Source organism: Shewanella sp. 10N.286.45.A1 (genome assembly GCF_041470405.1).
GTDB lineage: Bacteria > Pseudomonadota > Gammaproteobacteria > Enterobacterales > Shewanellaceae > Shewanella.
Genome location: NZ_JBFRMK010000118.1, coordinates 1 through 22,091, shown reverse-complemented (window position 1 = coordinate 22,091; position 22,091 = coordinate 1). Strand labels below are relative to the sequence as shown.

The window sequence follows — 22,091 nt, the reverse complement described above, 5'->3', positions numbered from 1 at the left end:
AAGAATAGAAGCATTGAATCGAACCCAAAGGGCCGCGTTTCTTGGCTATTTTTACTGTGTTGTAGACTATTTGTGGAGAATAACTAAACGGCATAGCCTCCGCCTTGTCAAAATAGCCAATAAACTGCGGCAAAAACAACCGTGAAAGATCAAAAATCCCTAATAAAGAGGCCGATACAAAGTATCGGCCTCTTTATTTGTAAGTATTTAAAAGCACTATGAAGGTGCTTTAGGAGTAACACCAAATACTTCGATTGAGTGCTGCTTTCCTTTAAGTTTGATAGGCCCGAGGCTATTAAGGTTATAGCGCGTGTCGGCAAAATCGAGTCGAGACTTTAACGAGCCAGAGATCAGCATCCTTTGCCCCAGTGGATTACATTGATCTTGCAGTCTTGCTAAGGTATTAAGAACATCGCTAAAGAAACTAATCTCTTGTTTCTGCACACCTACAACCGCAGCTACGACCTGACCACAATGGGCAGCGGCTTTAAATTTAGGTACAAAGCCATACTGCTCTTCAAAATACAGCCGTTGCCAGCTTAATTGTTGTGAGAATTCGTGATAAATATTGAAACAGCGATCTTGCTTGATACCATCTTTTAACGGCCAATGTATGAGAACAGCATCACCCATATAGCGATAGATCTCTGCTTCGTTGTTGGTCACTGTATCTGCCAATAAACTAAAACTATCTTGGATCAAGCGGCTGAAACGGTAATCACCTAAAGACTCAGCGTGTGTGGTAGAGGCAACCATATCCAGGTAGAGAAATAAGCGCTGTTCATAGCGTGGTTTATGGTATTTACCAAGACCAATATTAAATAAAACCCTTGGCCCGACGAGTAGCGCCATTTGCTCGATAAATGCTAGACCCACTCTTACAACGACTAAATACACGATTAACGCTTGGAATGCTGGGCTATACAAAATATGCGCGGTTAGCATCTGCCTTAAGGTTGTCATGTGGTTTTCAATAGCCCACATATTTAAGTACTGCGTGATATATGCAAGGGTCGTTGCACCAAGTAGAAGAAATAGCCCCTTAAATATGACAGAGAATACGTAGGGGAGGCGGTTAATCGCACTGAAATCGGCAATGAGGTTGGACATCCAATGCAGGCTGCCAAAAATAATTCCCATGTAAATTGAAAGCGTCGCTAAATCAGCGGAACCAATGGCCCACTGTGGAAGTTCTGGAGTCTGCGCGTATCTGAAAAATACGAACGCCGCCATGGCTACAGTCCAAGCGAAAATAGCGAAGGCTAACTTCTTCGCTTGTATACGGGCTCTCACGGTTTTAGGTGTATCCAACTACTACTTTTTTAAGATGGGCTAGTTTATAGAAAATCACCTTACTATATCCAGTAGTATTTGTGATCTAAGTCAAATGACTGCGAGTTTTGGAGCGAAATTTACTCAAAGTAGCCTAGAAAGGATCTTTTGGGTAAATTGAGTCTTCAAATAAAAACCGCGCGGGTTAGTTTGAGACTGTGATCCATTGTGATCAATACTCTGAGTGAGCACTTGGCTGTTGGCTGCTTTAGGACGTAATTGCAACACTTCGCCATGACGAGCTGTAATGCTTTCGACCTTACCGATAGCAATTAACTCCATGATCTCTTCCCAATCTTGTTTCAGTAATGCAGCTTCTTCGAGGGAAGGGCTCCATAAAACAGGTGAACCTATTTGGCGCGCTGGTAGTGGGATCTCTCTAGCACCTTGAACAGGGATCCAAAGCACTTGCTGTAATTTATGGCAAACAACACTATTTTCCCAAGTGAGACCAAGAATGTTAGTCAATGGTGCGACGGTAACATAAGTTGTTTCTAAGACTTTACCGACTTGGTTGACCGGAATGGTCTTTAACTCAATGCCTAGATGAATAAAGTCAGGTTCAGGTTTTGAGCCAGCAAGCGCACCAAGCTCTAGCTCTATTAACTGGCCAACCCAGCCTTTATGACGTTTTAGATCTTTTGGGATCTCAACTTGATGATAGTTTGCTAATTGTCCGAGTGTTAGCCCTGCCATGGCTTCTGCACGGGACATAAGCTCTTCGAGGCTATTAGGAGGTAGTGTTGATTTTTTCATAGCACAGATTTTACTGAAGTTTTAGCGTTTAGCAAATGCGGTTAAAATTCGAGCAAGGATTTGTAGTTAACAATGCTCATGCTTAAGTATGCTGTAACGTAATGAAATTAAACGGTAAAATGGTTTTACCTATTACAGTACCAGATAAGTTGTTCAACTTACTCCTGTAGTTTCCCTATTTTTCCAACATAGTTATCCACAGATTTACTGGATAACTTACGCTTTTCTGATTACTACTGTAATGAATGTGATCTGTCAATGCTATTTAGTGGCGATTATTTGCTTTTTTTTGCCATGTTATACTTGCACTTGTGAATAACATCATTATCAAAGCGGCTAAGTTTTCCTTTTTAAATTGACTGGTTAAATAGTGTACTACTGTGGTTGCAGGTTATTTTGAAATTAATGCGCGTAGTTTTAAGTTGTTGGTTTTTAATGTTTTACCTGTGTTTTTTGTTTGGCGCTAATAATTTGTTGTCGCTCCTTACTGCGATGGTTTTTATAGTTTTATCGAGTTTCCAACAGAGATATCCACAGATTCTGTGGATATGATCGCAATTATGGTTTTGTGCCTGTTGATAAAGTTAGTCTTTTGTTTGATTTATCCAACGAATATGCGAAACAGAGATTTGCTGCGGCGCAAGCTTTATGAAACAATCAATTCATTAATATTTAAAAGTTTGGAGTCCATGTGATTGATAGTGACGGCTTTCGCGCAAATGTGGGCATCATTATCTGTAATCGCTCTGGGCAGGTTATGTGGGCTAGAAGGTTTGGCCAACATTCCTGGCAATTTCCTCAAGGTGGCGTTGATGAAGGTGAGTCAGCGGAAGAAGCCATGTATCGTGAATTATACGAAGAAGTAGGATTAAGGCCAGAACATGTGCAAATCCTAGCATCAACACGATCTTGGTTACGATATAGATTACCTAAGCGATTGATCAGACAAGATAGTAAACCCGTTTGTATTGGGCAAAAACAGAAATGGTTTTTGCTGCAGCTAAAAAGTAACGAAAATGCAATTGATCTTAATGCGTGTGGTCATCCTGAATTTGATGATTGGCGTTGGGTCAGTTATTGGTATCCTGTGAGACAAGTGGTTTCATTTAAACGGGATGTCTACCGTAAAGTCATGAAAGAGTTTGCGCCGACAACTTTACCTTTACAGGTTAAAGAGTCGAACTATAAAAGAAGAGGAATGCGCAGAAATTAGTTAAGAGAGGTTTGTGTTAGTGCTAAAAACACTTAGGGATATCACACAAGTTGTTGCTTCAGCCCGCGATCTTGAATACGCACTGGAGCAACTAGTAACGCAAACAAAACAAGCTATGGCGACAGAGTGTTGCTCTGTCTATGTTTTAGAAGAGCAACAACTTATCCTATCTGCGACTGATGGATTAGAGCAGAGCGCCGTCAATCGAGTAAAACTACCACTGACCCAAGGGTTGGTAGGCTTAGTTGCCCAGCGCGAAGAAGCCGTCAACCTTGCTGATGCATCATCTCATCCCCGCTTTAAGTTAATCCCTGAAGTCTCCGAAGAAGCTTATAATGCATTTCTTGCCGTGCCGATTGTTTACCAAAAGTCAGTTATCGGTGTCATTGTTGTACAGCAGACTCGCGCCCGACAATTTAGTGAGGGCGAAGAAGCTTTTTTAATGACTTTGGCTGCACAGCTCGCTATGGCAATAAAAGGCCTTAAGCGTAGAGCATTAGTTAATCACGGCGCACTACAGCCCCTTTATTACGAGGGTAAATCGGCATCTAAAGGTATTGCTATCGCTAAAGCTTTATTGCTTGGTGGACAGCTCTCATTTGAGCTAGAAGAACGTAAAAGTGCCAGTATTGCCCAAGAGGAAGTTCGCCTTAAGCTAGCTATGAATCGCTGCAAGGATACCTTAGGTAACTTATCCCAGCGCTTTGATAGGGAAAAAGATGAAGAGGCTGCTTCTATCTTTACCGCACTATTATTGTTGCTTGAAAAAGCAAGCTTGGCTGGAGAGTACATTAAGGAAGTCCGTCTCGGTTGGAGCGCTGAAACCGCAGTATGTAGAGTCTCTAAACGTTATATCGCTCACTTTAATGATATGGAAGATCTCTATTTAAAAGAGCGTGCAAGTGACATTAAAGATGTTGGTTTGCGTGTTCTTAGGCAGCTTATTGAACCTGAAAAGATCTTCTTAGAGCCTGAAACACCAGTTATTTTGATTGTGCGAGAAGCCAGTACCACTTTACTTGCAGAGTTCCCGAGGCAAAAGCTTGCTGGGATTGTGACTGAGCTTGGCGGGGTAAACTCCCATGCTGCTATTTTAGCGCGAGCGCTAGGCGTGCCTGCAATTATTGGGGTTAACGGTATTTTGAATGCCAGCCTTGATAAGCGCCAAGTGGTTATCAACGCTAATCGAGGCCAGTTATTAGTCGAACCCTCCTCGACCATTTTATCTGAATATAGAAGCCTAATCGCGGCAGAAAAAGCCTTGCAACGTCGTTATGCCGCTGAGTTACCTTTGTCGACTGTGACGCTCGATGGTCACCGGGTCTATCTATATATCAATAGCGGCTTAATCAGTAGTATCGACTCAGATACAGGTTGCGACTCTGATGGTATCGGCTTATACCGCACAGAGATCCTGTTTATGTTGAAACAGTGTTTTCCTGGAGAGGCCGAGCAATTAGAGGTTTATCGCAAGGTATTGAATGCTGCGAAAGGTAAACCTGTGGTTATGCGCACATTAGATGTTGGCGGCGACAAACCACTCGATTATTTTCCGATTGTTGAAGATAACCCCTTTCTTGGTTGGCGCGGAATACGGTTGAGCCTAGATCATCCTGAGCTTTTTTTGGTGCAGTTAAGGGCGATGTTACAAGCGGCTAGTGATAGCGACCAGCTACATGTTTTATTACCTATGGTTAGCAATCTAGAAGAGATCGATCTAGCGTTGGTATATTTTGAGCAAGCTCATCAGGAGCTCACGACGGAGCTGGGTAGGGCGATTCTAATGCCTAAAGTCGGCATTATGCTAGAAGTGCCGGTGCTGTTATATCAGTTAGATGAAGTGGCCAAGCGGGTCGATTTTGTCTCTGTGGGTTCAAACGACCTCACTCAGTATCTACTGGCTGTTGATCGTAATAACCCTAGTGTGAATGCACTTTTTGATAGCTTCCACCCTGGAGTGCTAAGGGCGCTTAAATTCGCTATTGAGCGCTGTGACACTAACCAATTACCTATAAGTGTATGTGGTGAATTCGCTGGCGAACCAGCAGGAGCACTATTACTCGTGGCGATGGGCTACAACCAACTCAGTATGAATCAAGCGAGTTTATCGCGAATTAACTACTTACTAAGGCGAGTGTCTAAGAAGGAGCTAAGTCTGCTGTTAGATGATGTGCTTAAGCTGAGCTCTGGTGAAGAGGTTAAAGCGCTGGTGACTGAATATTGTCAGGAACGAGGCCTAATGGCGCTGCTTAACTAATTTGCTAGTCGCTAATTTGTAATAAGCCAATTAGCTGTTTTATAACGCTGTCGATTGCTTTAAGCTTTGGGCATTAACAGACAAAATTAAGGGTGTTGGCGTGGAAACTTGGCTGGTTGTCTTTAGCATATGTTTGGCGCTTGGTGCTGTTATCGGCTTTATGGCTGGGTTATTAGGCATTGGCGGTGGACTCATTGCGGTGCCAGCGCTATTACATATCTTGCCTAGTGTTGGTATTCCTGCTGAGCATCTGCCTCATGTTGCCATTGCAACATCACTGGCCGCGATTATTCTTACCTCTTTATCTTCTGCTCGGGCTCACCACAAACGCGACAACATCCCGTGGCAGCTTTTTAGATCCATGCTGCCGGGTTTTGTTCTGGGTGCTATCTGTTCTGGATTTATCTCTGAGTTGATTGAAGCCAGTTTTTTACAGCAGATTTTTGCTGTGTTTGTTATTTTAATGGCGATTCAAATGGCGTTTCCTTTCCGTCCAAGTGCTAATAACTCAATGCCTAGTAATATGAGCTTGTTTTTGGCTGCTGTTGTAATTGCTATCATTGCTGGCTTAATGGGGATTGGCGGAGGCGTATTACTTATACCGTTTCTTACTTGGTGTGGTTTACAGATGCGCTATGCGATTGGTTTCTCATCAGCAACAGGTTTGCTGATCGCGCTATTTGGTAGTATTGGTTATACACTAGCTGGTTGGAATGTTGCTAGCTTACCTGAAGGCACTGTCGGTTTTATTTATTTACCTGCATTGGTGGGGATTGCTACTACATCAATACTTATTGCGCCGTTAGGTGCCAAGGCCGCCACGAATTGGCCTACAGCTAAACTTAAAAAAATATTTGCAGTGTTCCTCGCTTTTGTTGGTTTAAAGCTGGTATTAACATAAGACTTTAACAACAATCGAGTGATTTTTTATCATCCTTAAACTGATATCGATATGGTTTAAGTTTTTATTTTTATAGGTAATAGTAATGAAACAGTATTTAGAACTTTGTCAAAGGATCATTGATGAAGGCACATGGGTTGAGAATAGTCGTACCGGTAAACGCTGCTTGACTGTGATTAATGCTGACTTGGTTTACCACGTAGATAAAAATGAGTTTCCACTGATCACGACCCGTAAAAGCTTTTGGAAAGCTGCGATTGCAGAGATGCTTGGCTATATCCGTGGTTACGATAACGCTGCCGACTTTCGTAAAATCGGTGCCAAGACATGGGATGCCAATGCAAACGACAACCAAGCTTGGCTTAATAACACGCATCGTAAGGGCGCTGATGATATGGGGCGGGTTTATGGTGTACAGGGGCGTGGTTGGAGCAAGCCTGACGGTGGTTCGGTTGACCAATTGCGTAAAATTGTCGATAACCTTTCTAAAGGGATTGATGATAGAGGAGAGATCCTAAGCTTTTATAATCCCGGTGAATTTCACATGGGGTGCCTAAGACCCTGTATGCACACTCATAATTTCTCATTACTGGGTGACACTCTACACCTGACTAGTTTTCAACGCTCTTGTGATGTGCCGCTAGGTCTTAACTTTAATCAGGTGCAAGTATTTGCCTTGTTGGCATTAATCGCCCAGATAACAGGTCACAAAGCGGGTACTGCGTATCATAAAATAGTTAATGCTCACATTTATGAAGACCAGTTAGAGCTGATGCAAAACGTGCAACTAAAACGTAACCCATTTCCATCGCCTCAATTATCTATTAACCCAGACATCAAGTCGTTAGAAGATCTAGAAACTTGGGTGACGATGGATGACTTTGAAGTGACAGGTTATGAGCATCATGAAGGGATCCGTTACCCGTTCTCAGTTTAAATAGTGCGATTAATGACTCGCTTTGGTCGAAATATTCGAGGCGAGTCTATTTTTAAAAATGCATAGTTAGTCACATATTACAGCTTGCTTTTGCAAGTAAGCAGTCAACTAGGTTGTTTTTTAGTTCAAAAAGATAGCTTCACCGCCAATGCTGCGCCATTTAGTTGCACTTGATTCTTTATGTTCGTTTTTGATTGATATTTAGTCATCTCAAGTCCATACTGAATACCTCGGATATTCCGATGTTTAACACTGAAGCAAACGATTATTCAGCTTGAGAGTAATCGGCTACACTCGTTACATTGAGATTTTATGGAGCGTAATATGGAACGGGCAATTAGGAACTTTCTAAGCCAAGAGTCAGCAGGCGGCATTCTTTTGATGATTGCTGTTGTGCTAGCAATGATTTTAGCAAACTCACCTTTATCAGGCATGTATCAAGGCTTTCTTGAGACTGAGATGCAGGTGCGTGTCGGTAGTTTAGATATTGATAAGACATTGATCCACTGGATCAATGATGGACTAATGGCGTTGTTCTTCATGCTTATTGGTCTAGAAGTTAAACGAGAGCTTTTAGAAGGTGCATTATCAAGTAGAGCACAAGCCTCTTTGCCTACCTTTGCTGCGATTGGCGGCATGTTGTTCCCGGCCGGAGTATATCTACTATTTAACTACTCAGATCCTATTACCCAAGTGGGCTGGGCAATTCCTGCTGCTACGGATATTGCATTTGCTTTAGGTATTATGGCATTACTGGGTAGCCGTGTGCCAGTTGCGCTAAAAGTCTTCTTACTTGCGTTAGCCATTATTGATGATTTGGGCGTCGTGGTGATTATCGCGCTATTTTATAGTACTGATTTATCGACGATTAGCTTGGTGGTTGCCGCTGCGGCTATTGTCGGTTTGATAGGGCTGAATCGAAAAGGTGTAACAGCGCTCGGCCCTTATGGAGTATTAGGTTTAATCTTGTGGATTGCCGTGCTTAAGTCTGGCGTGCATGCAACGTTAGCGGGTGTGATTATCGCTTTCTGTATACCGTTACGTGCTAAAGATGGTTCATCGCCTTCTGAGAGCTTAGAGCATAGCTTGCATCCTTGGAGCACATTTATCATCTTGCCTATTTTTGCGTTTGCAAACGCAGGTGTTGATTTAAGCGGCATGAGCTTAAGTTCATTGTTATCGCCAGTGCCGTTGGGCATTGCGTTAGGTCTTCTAGTCGGTAAGCCATTGGGTATTATGTTATTTAGCTTTGTCGCTGTGAAACTTAAACTTGCTGTATTGCCTGATGGTGTGGGTTGGAAGCAGATTATTCCAGTCTCTGTAATGTGTGGTATCGGTTTCACCATGTCGATGTTTATCTCTTCACTCGCATTTGTGGGAGAAGGGGCGATGTATGGTGACTATGCTCGACTAGGGATCTTGTTAGGCTCAATTGCATCAGCGGTGATTGGTTACTTCTGGTTGTCTAAAGTATTGCCTGAAAAAGGAGAGAAAGCATGAGGATTGCACTAATAGCGTTGGTACTGGGTTTAGGTTTTACTGCGACCGCTTCCGCTTCACAGATTGAAGCGTGTAACTTAGATATCAATGATGCACATTGTCAGAACTATCTAGAAGGTATTGTTGATGGCGCGCTTATGTATAAAGGTGCCGCGGTTGGCGAGCGTTTAGAGTCTAATGATTATGAGTCTCGAGCGTTGAAATATCGAGGTGGCAAACGCTTCCAAGAAGCTAATCGTACTTTTTGTCAAAACCGAATCCCCGACCGAGATGCGCTGGTATCTGGTTTAGCGGAGGCGTTTAAAGTAGGCAAAATCGAAACCACTGATGACCTTACTACCGCGATGTTCAGTCTAATGGATTGTCAGCGTCTGAAGTAACTCCTTAAGGGCTAGCACAGGTGCTAGCCCTTTTTATATCAACAACGGCATTTTAGATGGCAAATCTTAACTATAATCACCTCTACTATTTTTGGATGATCCAAAAGAAAGGCTCAGTGGCTAAAGCGGCTGAGGCGTTATGCTTAACACCGCAAACTGTAACCGGTCAGATTCGAGTGCTGGAAGGTAGCTTAAAAGGAAGTTTGTTCAAGCGTGTTGGTCGTTCTTTAGAGCCTACAGAGTTGGGAGAGTTAGTCTTTCGGTACGCAGATAAGATGTTTAGTCTTAGTTATGAAATGCTTGATCTGCTTAACTACCAAAAAGATGAAAATATTCTGTTTGAGGTTGGAATTGCAGCGGCACTGTCAAAGGCGCTCACTAGTAGAGTGTTATTGTCTGTAGTCCCGAGTGATGGTTCGATGCATTTGGCCTGTTATGAGGCAACTCATGAAAGCTTAATGGAACGACTTCGTGGGCATAAGTTAGATATGATCTTGTCTGACTGTGCTGGTGAAAGCCTCAAATATCCCGAGATCTTATCTAAACAATTGGGAGAGAGTGGTATTGCTTTTTTCTCAGCGGAAAGCTATTCAAAAGCATTTCCTGAATGTTTAGAGCAAGGCAAATTACTGATCCCAAGTAGAGGAACGTCATTAGGCCAACAGTTAGTGCGCTGGTTTGATGAGAAAAATCTTAATATCAGTATTCTTGGTGAGTTTGATGACGCAGCGATGATGAAGTCATTTGGTTTTTTTAAGCAGGGGATATTTGTAGCACCGTCTATTTATAAGCAAGATATCTTAGACCGTGGAATGATGTTGCTTGGGGAAACGACCGAGGTCAAAGAGGTTTATCATGTGATGTTTGCTGAACGCATGATCCAGCATCCTGCGGTAAAGCGCCTATTGAATACTGACTTTTCTGAACTCTTTGCCGGGAATGACGTAAAAGTTAAGCAGCTATAATCACATGTTTTGCTAGTAAAGCTCATTTGGGTATACACTAGCGCCACTGTAAAAAATTGGAGTAATAAACTTGTCGGAATCAATGCCAGAACCCATGAAAATCGCAAGAGTAAGATGGGCTTGTCGTCGAGGCATGTTAGAGCTTGATGTGTTGTTTCAGCCTTTTGTTGAAAAACATTATGAAGCGATGTCGAATACTGACAAAGCGGTTTTTGTTAAGCTGCTTGAATGTGAAGACCCTGAATTGTTTGCTTGGTTTATGGGACATGAAGTTTGTAAGAACCCTGAGTTTGCAGATATGATTGTCAGAGTTCGTGGACGCCCAGCAGCATAGCTTTAACCTTTATAGCTCTTTCGGTCAGCGCTTATCGTTGACCGTTATCGCTGCCATTTGCTTAACCTCCTTTTTAATCTGGCCCTATTCTGAGTCGCTTTTTATCCTTGTGAGTAAAATACTCACTTTTACCTTATGTTGTAGTTTTTTTGCATGGCAGTATTGGCGCTTAAGAAACTGGAATTGCCAGTTTATCTTATCGGCAGACGGGCATGGGCAGCTGAATCAACAACAAAGCTTTATCGTTAAAGGCAAACCTATAGTGACGCCCTTTGCTGTGATATTTAATGTTGATTGTGAGCAGGAGATAAAAAGGCTAGTTGTATGGCGAGATATGTTAGACGACACAAATTACCGTCATTTGTGTCGTCTATTACTGCTTGCTTACCGAAATCGATTAAAGTAAACCGATTACTTAGGTTGTAATATTGTCGGCTTAGGTGATGCTTCTTTCTCAGGATGATCAATGTTGTAATGCAGCCCGCGACTCTCTTTACGCTCCATGGCACAGCGAATAATGAGTTCGGCAACTTGTACAAGGTTACGTAGCTCTAGCAGATTATTACTGACTCTAAAGTTACTGTAATATTCTTGGATCTCTTGCTGCAACATCACGCAGCGTCTTAGCGCGCGCTCTAAACGTTTATCGGAACGAACAATACCCACATAATCCCACATAAATAGGCGTAATTCGTGCCAGTTATGGGCAATTACCACCTCTTCATCTGAGTTCGAAACTTGGCTTTCATCCCAAGCTGGCAATGTGCCTGGCATAGGGATTTTAGCGAGCTGGCTTTCAATATCTTCTGCAGCCGCTCTAGCAAATACTAAACACTCTAATAGCGAGTTACTGGCTAAACGGTTCGCTCCATGCAGACCTGTGTATGCGACTTCGCCAATAGCGTATAAGCCGTTGAGGTCGGTTTGTCCGTGTAAATCTGTCATCACACCGCCGCAGGTATAGTGGGCTGCAGGTACAACTGGTATCGGATCGGTGGTGATATCAATACCAAACTCTAAACAGCGTTTATGAATGGTAGGGAAATGCTTAATAATAAAATCTGCGGGTTTGTGAGTGATATCCAAATAGACACAATCAGAACCTAAACGTTTCATCTCATAATCGATTGCTCTAGCGACGATATCCCGCGGTGCCAGTTCTGCTCTGTCATCAAACTCTGGCATAAAGCGGCTGCCATCTGGGCGACGTAAATAGGCGCCTTCGCCCCTGAGTGCTTCGGTCAGCAAAAAGTTGCGTGCATCAGCATGATATAGGCAGGTTGGGTGGAATTGATTAAACTCCATATTGGCAACTCGGCAGCCTGAACGCCAAGCCATGGCGATACCATCGCCTGAAGCTACATCTGGATTAGATGTATATTGATAAACTTTTGAGCTACCACCTGTTGCTAATGCTACAAAGCGTGCTTTTACTGTTTCGACTTGCTCTAAATCTCGATTCCAGACATAGGCACCTTGTACACGGTTACCGGGCCTCTCTAGTTTACGAGTCGTAATCAAGTCGATGGCATTATAACGTTCGAGCACTTGGATATTTGGGTGGCGACTGGCTCGCTCTTGCAAGGTAACTTGTACTTCTTTACCTGTTGCATCGGCTGCATGCAGTATCCGACGATGACTATGACCACCTTCACGTGTTAAGTGATAAGGCGCGTTTTCTACGCTGCCATCAGCAGTTTCCTCTTTGTCGAAGGCGACGCCACAATCAATCAGCCATTGCATCGATGCGCGTGCATTTTCGGCTGTAAACTTGACTACTGGCTCGTCACAAAGCCCTGCTCCAGCGACTAATGTATCAGCGACATGAGACTCAATCGTGTCCTCTTCATCGAAAACGGAGGCTATACCACCCTGAGCGTAATAGGTTGAACCCTCGCTTAAAGGACCTTTGGAAAGTAAAATAACTTTTGATTTTTCAGCGAGATGCAGTGCAAGGGTTAGCCCCGCAGCACCACTACCAATAACCAAAATATCAGATTGGTGTTCAACTACTTGTTTCATCAGGTATCATAGAGTCATCTGGGAATTCGGACTATGTTAAACCAAGATGCCGTTTATGGATACTTATCAAGTTCGCATATTGCTTGTTGTATCTAATTAGCGTTAAGTATTTTTCAGTACTGTTTGTAAACACTGTAGCCCTTAAGCCAGCTTTTATTATCAAATATAACGTGATAAAACTGGGTGATTAACAGATTTTTGTGATGGCTAACTCAACAAGTAAAACATTCAGTGCAGATGGACAGCATTTTGGTGTGTTATATGGGTATGTTTTCAGGTAATCAACTTTTTAAGTTTGCTTCCCAAAAAAAGAAAATGACACATTTTCACATTTTTATAGAACTTTTTTGAAACTCGCTAGTCTACATAAGTGAATATGATTCGAGCGGCTGAGAAATCAGTATTAGATTTAGGAGTAGTCGGCTCGGATGAGTGGACAAATAAGTGATCAACAATTAGTTGAGCGCGTGCAGCGTGGTGATAAGAACGCTTTTAACCTTTTAGTACAAAAATATCAAAACAAGGTCGCGAATCTGATATCGCGTTATGTACGAAATCAGGCCGATGTTGCAGATGTGTCGCAAGAAGCTTTTATAAAAGCATATCGAGCGTTACCGAACTTTAGGGGCGAAAGTGCGTTTTACACATGGTTGTATCGCATTGCAGTTAATACTGCAAAGAATCATCTGGTCGCACAAGGGCGTAGAGCGCCCGCGAATGATGTCGATGCTGAAGAAGCTGAATACTATGATGGCAGCGATGCGTTAAAGGAGTTTGCATCTCCAGAGCGACTCGTTTTGTCAGATGAGATTCAAAAGGTCGTTTTCGACACTTTAGACACATTGCCAGAAGAATTGAAAATGGCAATCTCACTTAGAGAACTTGATGGTATGAGTTACGAAGAGATTGCTAATGTCATGGATTGCCCCGTTGGTACTGTAAGATCACGGATCTTCAGAGCACGTGAGGCGATTGATAAAAAGCTTAAGCCGTTGCTAGAACGCTAGCACCCTTGAAAAAAGATAGGTGAACAATGGATAAATTAGGTCAGGAATGGGTATCTGCTGCTGTCGATGGTGAACTCGACGAGCAAACGTTAGCTGAATTAGCAGCTGATGCAGATTCACATGAGCAGTGGCGTGATTATCATATGATTGGTGATGCGATGCGTGGCGAACTGCCACAAGCAGTATCGATTGATCTGAGTGCTAGTATCATGGCTGCGATTGATGAAGAGCCTGCTATTATTGCTCCTAAGCAAACTGCTGTTAAAGCGGCCACAAAGCCTACTTCAAGTAAAGTTGTGCCACTATTTAAGCAATTTGGGCAGTATGCTATTGCAGCGACCGTTGCTATGGTTGCAGTGGTTGGTGTGCAAAATTATAACCAAGAGACATTGCTAGATAACTCTCCTTTACCTGTTTTGAACACTAGACCTCTCATTGGTAGTGCATCACCGGTAAGCTTGCAGACTGGCACAGTACAGCAGAATCAAAGCTATACTAATGAACAAGTCGTTGATCAGCGTCGTCGTATTAACTCCTACATTCAAGATCATATGTTACAACAAAGATTGAATAATGGTGCGGTTATAGAGGACAATAGAGAGGTAGATACGATACCTGTCAATCAGTAACAAGGAGTTAGCTTGCGTCTAATCCTACTGGCTATTCTAGCCATGAGTTTTCCCGCGATGGCGCGGGAAGATATGCCCGCCAAAGCTTGGCTTGAAAATATGAGCCAAGCACTGCGCGAACAAGAATTCAAAATATCCCTAATACAAATTCAAGCCGATCATATTCGTCCTTTGGTTTATATTCATGGCAAAGTTCAAGATCAAGAGGTGGCATTTCTAGAACACCTAAATGGCCCGCCTAAGAATGCTGTTCGAGTTGGTAATACTGTTACTTTCATTGAGCATGACCAACCTGCTTATAGTGTTCACGCAAAACGTATTCAAGGAGTTATTCCTGCCGCTTTCGCTGATGATATCTCTAATCTAGAAGCTGGATACCAGTTTGTATTAGGTGGTAGAAGCAGAATTGCAGGACGACCAGGACAATTGGTACGCATCATACCTAACGATGATAATCGATATGGTTATCAAGTTTGGCTTGATATGGACACCTTCTTACCGCTGCGATTCGACATGATTAATAATGATAAGCAGCTGTTAGAGCAGCTTATGGTCGTCGAGCTATTAGTTTTAGAAGAGGTGCCATCTATACTTAAGGAGGCGCACAAGCAGGAGTGGCCGGCAGTAATGGCGCAATCTGAACGTGCAGCAGGTGAAGATTGGAAGTTTGGTTGGTTACCGAAAGGCTTTAAAGTGCTGGTAAAAGATCAGCATCGATTAATTGGTAGCAAAGAAGCTGTAGAGTACATTGCGATTAGTGATGGCCTTGCCAGCATCTCGGTTTATGTTGCTAAAGCAGGCGATGCGCCGCTTCCAGATGAATTGGTTACCCGTAACGGTTTATCGCTTGCTACTGAACGTGTTGGTAATGCAGAGGTTGTTGCTGTAGGTAAAGTGCCCGCCGAAACGTTAAGCCGCATTGCTCAAAGCATTATGTTGCAGTAAAAGGTTTATCACCATGATGGAAGAGGTTGCCAAAGTTGTCGCTAACAGTAACTCTGGCTGGGTCGTTGTAGAAGTTGAGATGAAGAGTGCTTGTAATCACTGCGACAGCAGTGATTCATGCGGTACCTCAGCCGTTGCTAAAGCCTTTTCACCAAAGGTTCAGCGTTTTTCTATTCAAACCGAACGTGCTTTTGCAACTGGAGAACGCTTAAAACTCGGTCTTCCGGAAAGCGTTATTCTAAAAGCCGCGATGTTGGTTTACATCCTGCCTCTAGTCGGTTTTTTCATCGGTGCTTATACTGGTAACTTATTGGCTACAGGCATAGAAGTGAGTCAAGACTTGTTGTCTATTGCTTTTGCATTAGTTGGTGGTGTCGCTTCTTGGGCCTTAGGAAAGAAATTTGCTAAGGCGTTAGAAGAAAAGGCGCAACCAATCATTATAAAATCACTTGGTAAGCCTATAGATATAGCGCAATAACCGCAGATACTTGGCTTCTGGCATAACTTTCCAATTCAAAAGCATGATAAAAATTGGTATTAAAGCCGCAATCGGGTACAATTCTGCACCTTAAAAATTCTTTTCAACTTCGAGTTAAGTCATCCCAGCATAATGAAGCATATTAGAAACTTTTCAATTATTGCCCATATTGACCACGGCAAATCAACACTCTCAGATCGCCTTATTCATGAATGCGGTGGCTTAACCGATCGCGAAATGGCCGCGCAGGTTCTTGACTCAATGGACATTGAGCGTGAGCGCGGTATTACGATTAAAGCGCAAAGTGTTACTTTGGACTACAAAGCTAATGATGGTGAGACTTACCAACTTAACTTTATTGATACGCCTGGTCACGTCGATTTTTCCTATGAAGTATCACGTTCTTTAGCGGCTTGTGAAGGCGCGCTATTGGTGGTTGACGCGGGCCAAGGTGTCGAAGCGCAAACTCTAGCGAACTGTTATACCGCGCTTGAAATGGATATGGACGTTGTTCCAGTTTTGAACAAAATCGATCTACCGCAGGCTGATCCTGATCGTGTTGCTGAAGAGATTGAAGATATTGTAGGCATTGAAGCGGCAGATGCTGTGCGTTGCTCGGCCAAAACAGGTGTCGGCATTAAAGATGTGCTGGAAGTGATTGTTGAGCAGATCCCGCCACCTGAAGGTAATGAAGAAGGGCCGCTACAAGCGCTAATTATTGACTCTTGGTTTGATAGTTACTTAGGCGTTGTATCTTTAGTACGTATTAAAAATGGCGTATTAAAGAAGGGCGACAAGTTTAAAGTTATGTCTACAGGTCAGACTCATACTGCTGACCGTGTGGGGATATTTACCCCGAAACAAACTGATACTCCAGAGTTGAAAACTGGCGAAGTGGGTTTTGTTATCGCGGGTATTAAAGAGATCCACGGCGCACCAGTAGGTGATACGCTGACTCATGCAAAGCATGGCGCACTTGAACCATTACCAGGTTTTAAGAAAGTTAAACCGCAGGTATACGCGGGTCTATTCCCTATTTCTACTGATGATTACGAAAGCTTCCGTGATGCGCTTAACAAGCTGAGCTTGAATGATGCTTCATTGTTTTTCGAGCCTGAAACATCATCGGCACTCGGTTTTGGTTTCCGTATTGGTTTCTTGGGTCTGCTCCACATGGAGATTATTCAAGAACGTCTAGAGCGTGAATATAACCTAGAGCTTATTACTACAGCACCTACGGTAGTGTATGAGATCGTCCAGACCAATGGCGAGACTATTTATGTCGATAACCCATCGGATCTACCTGCGATTAATAACATCGAAGAGATGCGTGAGCCAATTGTAGAGACTAATATTTTAGTACCTAAAGAGTATTTAGGTAACGTCATTACTCTGTGTGTTGAAAAACGTGGTGTACAAACTAACCTGGTTTATCACGGTAACCAAGTTGCACTCACTTACGAATTGCCAATGGCAGAAGTGGTGATGGACTTCTTTGATCGTCTAAAATCAACCAGTCGCGGTTATGCATCGCTTGAATATAACTTTGTCCGCTTTGAACCTGCAGACATGGTACGCCTTGATATTCTTATTAATGGTGACAGAGTTGATGCGTTGGCGATGATCATTCATAAAGGATTGATCCGTACTAAAGGTCTTGCTCTTGTGAATAAGATGAAAGAACTTATTCCACGTCAGATGTTTGATATTGCAGTTCAAGCAGCTGTCGGTAGCCAGATTATTGCTCGCTCATCAATTAAGGCGATGCGTAAAGACGTAACGGCTAAGTGTTACGGCGGTGACGTATCACGTAAGAAAAAGTTACTGCAGAAGCAAAAAGACGGTAAGAAACGCATGAAGCAAGTGGGTAACGTAGAAGTTCCACAAGAAGCGTTTTTAGCAGTGTTGAAGCTTAACGATTAAGTTTATTCGTTAAGATTTGTTAATATATCGCTAGACTTTGCGCCGCAGTTTGCGGCGCTTTCATTACTGGCGTATAACCATAGGGACATCGACACGTTTGTCGTAACCTAATTATGTTTGGCAGGAGTTAATTAATAATGGCAGCCTATTTTTCGCTAATTTTAGTTTTGGTCACCTTAGGCAGTGGCCTTGTTTGGATGGCAGATGCGCTAGTATTCGCCCCAAAGCGCCGTGAGAAGTTGGCATTGGCTCAAGCTGCTGAAGCTGAGTTAAGTGAAGAGAATGCAGAAGTGATACTGCGAGAGTCGGCGTTTGTTGAAACTTCAAAGTCTATCTTTCCTGTTATCGCATTCGTGCTTATTTTACGCTCTTTTATTTATGAGCCTTTTCAGATCCCATCAGGCTCAATGATGCCGACATTACTCGTTGGTGACTTTATTCTGGTAGAAAAGTTTAGCTACGGGATTAAAGATCCTGTTTGGCGCACAACGTTAAAAGAAACCGGTAAGCCTGAGCGTGGTGATGTGGCTGTCTTTAAATACCCAGAAAACCCACAGATTGATTATATCAAGCGTATTGTAGGTTTGCCGGGCGACCGCATTGTTTACCGCAATAAACAGCTTTATATCCAAGCTGCTTGTGCTGAAGGACAGAGTCCTTGCCCAGAGCTAAAAGCGGTTGAAAGAGTGTCAGTAAACCGTGGCGAGTTTTCGCAAGACGGTACGCCATTGTTACGCTTTAAAGAGCAAATTGGTGATGTGACTCATGACATTTTAATCAACCCGTCACGACCAGATATGATCAACTACTATCACCGCCAGGAGAATGTACCGTTGACTGAGTTTATCGTGCCAGAAGGTCAATACTTTGCAATGGGTGATAACCGCGATAACAGTACCGATAGTCGCTTTTGGGGCTTTGTGCCTGAGCATAACCTCGTCGGTAAGGCTGTCGCAATTTGGATAAGCTTTGAGTTTGACAGAACACAGGCTGACTTTTTGCCAGCTTGGATCCCAACAGGGGTTCGTTTTAACCGTGTAGGCGGAATTGTGTAATATGGAACCGATTAAAAATATCCCTAGACTATGTCGTACCTTGGGTTACGAGTTTGCTGAGCAAGCATTGTTAGATCAGGCGCTAACACACAGAAGCGCCTCTAATAAACATAATGAGAGACTCGAGTTTTTGGGTGACTCAATCTTGTCTATTGTGATTTCCGACGCGCTATATCATCAGTTTCCTAAGGCGACGGAAGGTGACTTGAGCCGAATGCGTGCCACGTTAGTCTGTGGGAAAATGTTGGCTGAGATAGCCATAGAGTTCAAGCTAGGTGATTACCTAAAACTTGGTCCTGGTGAATTAAAAAGCGGTGGGTTTAGACGTGAGTCTATATTGGCCGATGCGGTAGAAGCCATCATTGGCGCTATCTACCTGGATTCAGATATTGAGAAATGCCGTAAATTGGTGCTCAACTGGTATGCATCGCGCTTGCAAGTAATAGAACCAATTAACCAGAAAGATCCAAAGACGTTACTTCAAGAACATTTGCAGAAGTTTAGAAAACCGCTGCCAATCTATAAAGTCGTCCATACTGAAGGTGATGCCCATGAGCAAACCTTCACCGTTGAATGTGTTGTAGAAGACTTGAGACAAGCCGTTGTCGGGGTTGCTAGTTCACGCAGAAAAGCAGAGCAAAGTGCAGCCGCTCAAGTGTTGGAGTTAATTAAGAAATGAGTAACGAAAAAGATTTACCCGAGAGCAATGAGCCGAGTCTAGACGACTTACTCGCACAGATGAATAACCCTTCATCTGCAGTAAAGTATGCGGTAACTTATTGCGGTATGGTGGCGATTGTTGGCCGACCAAACGTCGGTAAATCAACCTTGCTTAACAAATTGTTAGGCCAGAAAATCAGTATTACTTCTAAAAAGCCACAGACGACGCGTCATCGTATTATGGGTATTCATACTGACGGCCCACGTCAGGTGGTGTTTATTGATACGCCCGGTCTTCACATGGAAGAAAAACGTGCCATTAACCGGTTAATGAACCGTGCTGCTGCGAGCTCTTTGGCTGAAGTTAGCTTAGTGGTATTTGTCGTTGATGGTATGAATTGGACGCCAGATGATGAAATGGTTCTGCGTAAGCTACAGAGTCGTAATGATGGTCGTAAAACCGTTCTAGCTATCAACAAAGTCGATAATATCAAGGATAAGGAAGCACTATTCCCTTACCTTGAAGAGTTATCGAAGAAGTTTGAATTCGATGAGATCTTACCTATCTCTGCGACGCAAGGTACTAATGTGCAGCGGATTTTAGATATGTCTGTTGAGTCTGTGCCTGAGTCTCCACATTTCTTCCCTGAAGATTATGTCACTGACCGTTCACAGAAGTTTATGGCCTCTGAGATCGTTCGCGAAAAGTTAATGCGCTTTTTGGGCGATGAACTTCCATACGATTGTACTGTTGAAATTGAGCAGTTCAAGATGATGGAAAATGGCGTTTACCAGATCAATGCGTTAGTCCTCGTTGAGCGAGAAACACAGAAACGCATGGTTATTGGAAACAAGGGAGAGCGCATCAAAAAGATAAGCTCTGCTGCTCGCGTTGATATGGAAGTCTTGTTTGATAACAAAGTATTCTTAGAGATGTGGGTGAAGGTCAAGTCGGGTTGGGCTGATGATGAGCGTGCACTTCGAAGCTTAGGTTACGGCGAAGAGTAACAGTTACATCGCTGAATAATGCCTCTTTTTAGCAATAGAAAGGGGCATTTTTGTAAGCGGCTTAAGCTGCTGTATTGGCTATTTGAGCGGCATTGGTATTAGCACTCAATTGGATTTATGATGGTTACTGTTAGTTCTATCAATTTACTAAGCGGAATAAAATAATCATGGAGCGTGGCTACGTTCTTCATACTAGACCCTTTCGTGAATCGAGTGTGCTGGTCAACTTATTGGTTGATGGCAGAGGGCGCGTTGATGCTGTTGCTCGACTTGGCAGCAGTAAGAACTCTATTCGCAGCATCGTGCAGCCATTTCAACCGCTCATTTTTCAGTTGCAAGGTAAGTCAGATCTTAAAAACTTAAAGCAAGTTGAAGCTGCAAGCCCTGCTGTGCCGCTAACGGGTGATTGCCTGTACTCAGGCTTGTACCTTAACGAATTGCTTATTCGCTGCTTAACGGTGCAGCATAGCGCTGAAGAGCTGTTTTTTAACTATCACCAAACATTGATAGCTATGGCAAAGGCGTTTAATCAAAGTCAATTACGTTATTTTGAACTAGCGTTACTACAAGAGTTAGGTACCATGCCGTCGCTTGAGTATGATCCATCTGGTGCTGAGATGACGGCCAGTGGTTTTTATCGACTTGAACTTGAACATGGTTTTATGCCGGTGATAGCGACACAATATAATCAGCATAAATTCTTCACTGGCGAGATGCTATTTGCACTTAAACAACAGACGTTGTCGGCTGAGCACTTTGCCGAAGCTAAAAAGTTGATGCGACAATTGTTGGCACCAACATTGGGTGATAAGCCGCTGCACTCGCGTAGTTTGTTTATTAAGAAGAACGCCAGTTCTGCTAAAATGACGCCAAGAAGCTAACTCAGTTTCACTCAAATAATTCAACGGTATATAGCTGCTCACTCGCTGGCTATACGCTAAATCTCACAGTACAATAGCGGTTTTATAATATCGTTTAATCAAGGAACATATATGAGCCGGATCCTACTGGGCGTTAACATTGACCACATTGCGACTCTACGCCAAGCTCGCGGTACTAACTATCCCGATCCTGTTCATGCTGCCGCAGTCGCCGAACATGCTGGCGCTGAAGGCATTACTATTCATCTGCGTGAAGATCGTCGCCATATTATCGATAGAGACGTATATACCTTAGCGAAAACGCTTAAGACACGGATGAATTTTGAGATGGCTGTCACCGAAGAGATGCTTGATATTGCCTGCGAGATTAAGCCTGCTTATGTGTGTCTAGTGCCAGAGAAGCGAGAAGAGCTTACTACTGAAGGTGGTCTTGATGTTGCTGGTCAGCAAGATAAGATTGCAGCCGCTGTAACACGCTTAACCAACGAGGGTATTAAGGTCTCTTTGTTTATCGACGCTGATAAAACACAAATTGATGCTGCCGTAACCGTTGGAGCGCCAGTGATCGAGATCCATACTGGTTGCTATGCTGACGCCGAAACTGATGCTGAAGCTGCAGCTGAACTTAACCGTATTAGCACCATGGCGACATATGCTCATGGGAAAGGCCTCGTTGTGAATGCTGGCCACGGTCTGCATTACCATAACGTTAAGCCAATAGCTGCTATTCCTGAGTTATATGAGCTCAATATTGGTCACGCGATTATCGCCCGCGCCGCGATTGATGGTTTAGCGACTGCGGTACGTGATATGAAACAGTTGATGGTAGAAGGTCGCCGAGGCGAGTAAACCGTAGCTTGCGACTGTGATTTAAAAAGCCGAGCATGGCACTAATACCAATTGCATTA

The 22,091-nt window shown here is 43.3% G+C and carries 22 protein-coding genes; 19 read left to right on the top strand and 3 right to left on the bottom strand.

Going from position 1 to position 22,091, the window contains the following annotated elements; all coding sequences use genetic code 11:
- Positions 1-216: 216 nt before the first annotated feature.
- Both AB4238_RS09930 and mutH read right to left on the bottom strand, forming a co-directional pair.
- Positions 217-1,293 (bottom strand): adenylate/guanylate cyclase domain-containing protein, encoded by a 1,077-nt coding sequence (locus AB4238_RS09930; RefSeq protein WP_372033311.1) that lies wholly within the window; start codon positions 1,291-1,293, stop codon positions 217-219.
- 123 nt (positions 1,294-1,416) lie between these two features.
- Positions 1,417-2,088: a DNA mismatch repair endonuclease MutH gene (gene mutH / locus AB4238_RS09925; protein ID WP_372033305.1), complete on the bottom strand. Its 672-nt coding sequence runs from the start codon at positions 2,086-2,088 to the stop codon at positions 1,417-1,419.
- Positions 2,089-2,779: 691 nt separating this feature from the next.
- On the opposite strand from mutH, the gene rppH reads away from it, so the two are divergent.
- From rppH to AB4238_RS09880, 9 genes are all read left to right on the top strand, one after another.
- The gene (rppH, locus tag AB4238_RS09920) at positions 2,780-3,301 is read left to right on the top strand and encodes an RNA pyrophosphohydrolase (protein WP_372033303.1); all 522 of its coding nucleotides are present in this window, start codon (positions 2,780-2,782) and stop codon (positions 3,299-3,301) included.
- A 19-nt stretch (positions 3,302-3,320) separates the two neighbouring features.
- Positions 3,321-5,558, top strand: coding sequence for a phosphoenolpyruvate--protein phosphotransferase (gene ptsP / locus AB4238_RS09915; RefSeq protein WP_372033301.1), 2,238 nt, complete (start codon positions 3,321-3,323; stop codon positions 5,556-5,558).
- Positions 5,559-5,718: 160 nt separating this feature from the next.
- Positions 5,719-6,459, top strand: a complete 741-nt coding sequence (locus AB4238_RS09910) for a sulfite exporter TauE/SafE family protein (RefSeq protein WP_372033309.1) — start codon at positions 5,719-5,721, stop codon at positions 6,457-6,459.
- 85 nt (positions 6,460-6,544) lie between these two features.
- A complete protein-coding gene (locus AB4238_RS09905; RefSeq protein ID WP_372033299.1) occupies positions 6,545-7,396 on the top strand; it encodes a thymidylate synthase in 852 nt (283 codons plus the stop codon).
- 324 nt (positions 7,397-7,720) lie between these two features.
- The gene (nhaA, locus tag AB4238_RS09900; RefSeq protein ID WP_372033297.1) at positions 7,721-8,896 is read left to right on the top strand and encodes a Na+/H+ antiporter NhaA; all 1,176 of its coding nucleotides are present in this window, start codon (positions 7,721-7,723) and stop codon (positions 8,894-8,896) included.
- The gene (locus AB4238_RS09895) at positions 8,893-9,276 is read left to right on the top strand and encodes a hypothetical protein (protein WP_220739007.1); all 384 of its coding nucleotides are present in this window, start codon (positions 8,893-8,895) and stop codon (positions 9,274-9,276) included. The genes nhaA and AB4238_RS09895 overlap by 4 nt, the downstream gene beginning before the upstream one ends.
- A 56-nt stretch (positions 9,277-9,332) precedes the next feature.
- Positions 9,333-10,241: a transcriptional activator NhaR gene (gene nhaR / locus AB4238_RS09890; protein ID WP_372033295.1), complete on the top strand. Its 909-nt coding sequence runs from the start codon at positions 9,333-9,335 to the stop codon at positions 10,239-10,241.
- A gap of 82 nt (positions 10,242-10,323) precedes the next feature.
- Positions 10,324-10,575 carry a succinate dehydrogenase assembly factor 2 gene (locus AB4238_RS09885; RefSeq protein ID WP_372033307.1) on the top strand — a complete coding sequence of 84 codons (252 nt, stop codon included), beginning with the start codon at positions 10,324-10,326 and terminating at the stop codon, positions 10,573-10,575.
- Positions 10,544-10,981, top strand: a complete 438-nt coding sequence (locus AB4238_RS09880) for a protein YgfX (protein ID WP_372033293.1) — start codon at positions 10,544-10,546, stop codon at positions 10,979-10,981. The genes AB4238_RS09885 and AB4238_RS09880 overlap by 32 nt, the downstream gene beginning before the upstream one ends.
- Positions 10,982-10,986: 5 nt before the next feature.
- On the opposite strand, the gene nadB is transcribed toward AB4238_RS09880, so the two are convergent.
- Positions 10,987-12,597, bottom strand: a complete 1,611-nt coding sequence (nadB, locus tag AB4238_RS09875) for an L-aspartate oxidase (RefSeq protein ID WP_372033291.1) — start codon at positions 12,595-12,597, stop codon at positions 10,987-10,989.
- 428 nt (positions 12,598-13,025) lie between these two features.
- On the opposite strand from nadB, the gene rpoE reads away from it, so the two are divergent.
- The 10 genes from rpoE (at position 13,026) to pdxJ (ending at position 22,032) form a co-directional block, all read left to right on the top strand.
- Complete coding sequence (gene rpoE, locus AB4238_RS09870) at positions 13,026-13,604, top strand: RNA polymerase sigma factor RpoE (protein WP_202720438.1); 579 nt, start codon at positions 13,026-13,028, stop codon at positions 13,602-13,604.
- Positions 13,605-13,630: 26 nt separating this feature from the next.
- On the top strand, positions 13,631-14,233 hold the full coding sequence (locus tag AB4238_RS09865) for a sigma-E factor negative regulatory protein (protein ID WP_372033289.1): 603 nt from the start codon (positions 13,631-13,633) through the stop codon (positions 14,231-14,233).
- 12 nt (positions 14,234-14,245) lie between these two features.
- Positions 14,246-15,178, top strand: coding sequence for a MucB/RseB C-terminal domain-containing protein (locus tag AB4238_RS09860; RefSeq protein ID WP_371989334.1), 933 nt, complete (start codon positions 14,246-14,248; stop codon positions 15,176-15,178).
- A 13-nt stretch (positions 15,179-15,191) separates the two neighbouring features.
- Positions 15,192-15,656 (top strand): SoxR reducing system RseC family protein, encoded by a 465-nt coding sequence (locus AB4238_RS09855; protein ID WP_372033287.1) that lies wholly within the window; start codon positions 15,192-15,194, stop codon positions 15,654-15,656.
- 132 nt (positions 15,657-15,788) lie between these two features.
- Positions 15,789-17,579, top strand: coding sequence for a translation elongation factor 4 (gene lepA / locus AB4238_RS09850; protein ID WP_372033285.1), 1,791 nt, complete (start codon positions 15,789-15,791; stop codon positions 17,577-17,579).
- Between the two features lie 137 nt (positions 17,580-17,716).
- On the top strand, positions 17,717-18,634 hold the full coding sequence (lepB, locus tag AB4238_RS09845; RefSeq protein WP_372033283.1) for a signal peptidase I: 918 nt from the start codon (positions 17,717-17,719) through the stop codon (positions 18,632-18,634).
- 1 nt (position 18,635) lies between these two features.
- On the top strand, positions 18,636-19,313 hold the full coding sequence (rnc, locus tag AB4238_RS09840; protein ID WP_372033281.1) for a ribonuclease III: 678 nt from the start codon (positions 18,636-18,638) through the stop codon (positions 19,311-19,313).
- On the top strand, positions 19,310-20,302 hold the full coding sequence (gene era / locus AB4238_RS09835; RefSeq protein ID WP_372033279.1) for a GTPase Era: 993 nt from the start codon (positions 19,310-19,312) through the stop codon (positions 20,300-20,302). Before rnc ends, era begins: the two co-directional genes overlap by 4 nt.
- Positions 20,303-20,469: 167 nt before the next feature.
- Positions 20,470-21,183: a DNA repair protein RecO gene (recO, locus tag AB4238_RS09830; RefSeq protein WP_372033277.1), complete on the top strand. Its 714-nt coding sequence runs from the start codon at positions 20,470-20,472 to the stop codon at positions 21,181-21,183.
- 111 nt (positions 21,184-21,294) lie between these two features.
- The gene (gene pdxJ / locus AB4238_RS09825; RefSeq protein WP_372033275.1) at positions 21,295-22,032 is read left to right on the top strand and encodes a pyridoxine 5'-phosphate synthase; all 738 of its coding nucleotides are present in this window, start codon (positions 21,295-21,297) and stop codon (positions 22,030-22,032) included.
- Positions 22,033-22,091 lie beyond the last annotated feature (59 nt).

What these genes read in the sequence shown, in the direction of transcription:
- mutH (WP_372033305.1), bottom strand. Translation starts at nt 2,088, where the DNA reads ATGAAAAAATCAACACTACCTCCTAATAGCCTCGAAGAGCTTATGTCC.
- AB4238_RS09910 (WP_372033309.1), top strand. Translation starts at nt 5,719, where the DNA reads ATGGCTGGGTTATTAGGCATTGGCGGTGGACTCATTGCGGTGCCAGCG.
- AB4238_RS09905 (WP_372033299.1), top strand. Translation starts at nt 6,545, where the DNA reads ATGAAACAGTATTTAGAACTTTGTCAAAGGATCATTGATGAAGGCACA.
- nhaA (WP_372033297.1), top strand. Translation starts at nt 7,721, where the DNA reads ATGGAACGGGCAATTAGGAACTTTCTAAGCCAAGAGTCAGCAGGCGGC.
- AB4238_RS09895 (WP_220739007.1), top strand. Translation starts at nt 8,893, where the DNA reads ATGAGGATTGCACTAATAGCGTTGGTACTGGGTTTAGGTTTTACTGCG.
- nhaR (WP_372033295.1), top strand. Translation starts at nt 9,333, where the DNA reads ATGGCAAATCTTAACTATAATCACCTCTACTATTTTTGGATGATCCAA.
- AB4238_RS09885 (WP_372033307.1), top strand. Translation starts at nt 10,324, where the DNA reads ATGCCAGAACCCATGAAAATCGCAAGAGTAAGATGGGCTTGTCGTCGA.
- nadB (WP_372033291.1), bottom strand. Translation starts at nt 12,597, where the DNA reads ATGAAACAAGTAGTTGAACACCAATCTGATATTTTGGTTATTGGTAGT.
- rpoE (WP_202720438.1), top strand. Translation starts at nt 13,026, where the DNA reads ATGAGTGGACAAATAAGTGATCAACAATTAGTTGAGCGCGTGCAGCGT.
- AB4238_RS09865 (WP_372033289.1), top strand. Translation starts at nt 13,631, where the DNA reads ATGGATAAATTAGGTCAGGAATGGGTATCTGCTGCTGTCGATGGTGAA.
- AB4238_RS09855 (WP_372033287.1), top strand. Translation starts at nt 15,192, where the DNA reads ATGATGGAAGAGGTTGCCAAAGTTGTCGCTAACAGTAACTCTGGCTGG.
- lepA (WP_372033285.1), top strand. Translation starts at nt 15,789, where the DNA reads ATGAAGCATATTAGAAACTTTTCAATTATTGCCCATATTGACCACGGC.
- lepB (WP_372033283.1), top strand. Translation starts at nt 17,717, where the DNA reads ATGGCAGCCTATTTTTCGCTAATTTTAGTTTTGGTCACCTTAGGCAGT.
- rnc (WP_372033281.1), top strand. Translation starts at nt 18,636, where the DNA reads ATGGAACCGATTAAAAATATCCCTAGACTATGTCGTACCTTGGGTTAC.
- era (WP_372033279.1), top strand. Translation starts at nt 19,310, where the DNA reads ATGAGTAACGAAAAAGATTTACCCGAGAGCAATGAGCCGAGTCTAGAC.
- recO (WP_372033277.1), top strand. Translation starts at nt 20,470, where the DNA reads ATGGAGCGTGGCTACGTTCTTCATACTAGACCCTTTCGTGAATCGAGT.
- pdxJ (WP_372033275.1), top strand. Translation starts at nt 21,295, where the DNA reads ATGAGCCGGATCCTACTGGGCGTTAACATTGACCACATTGCGACTCTA.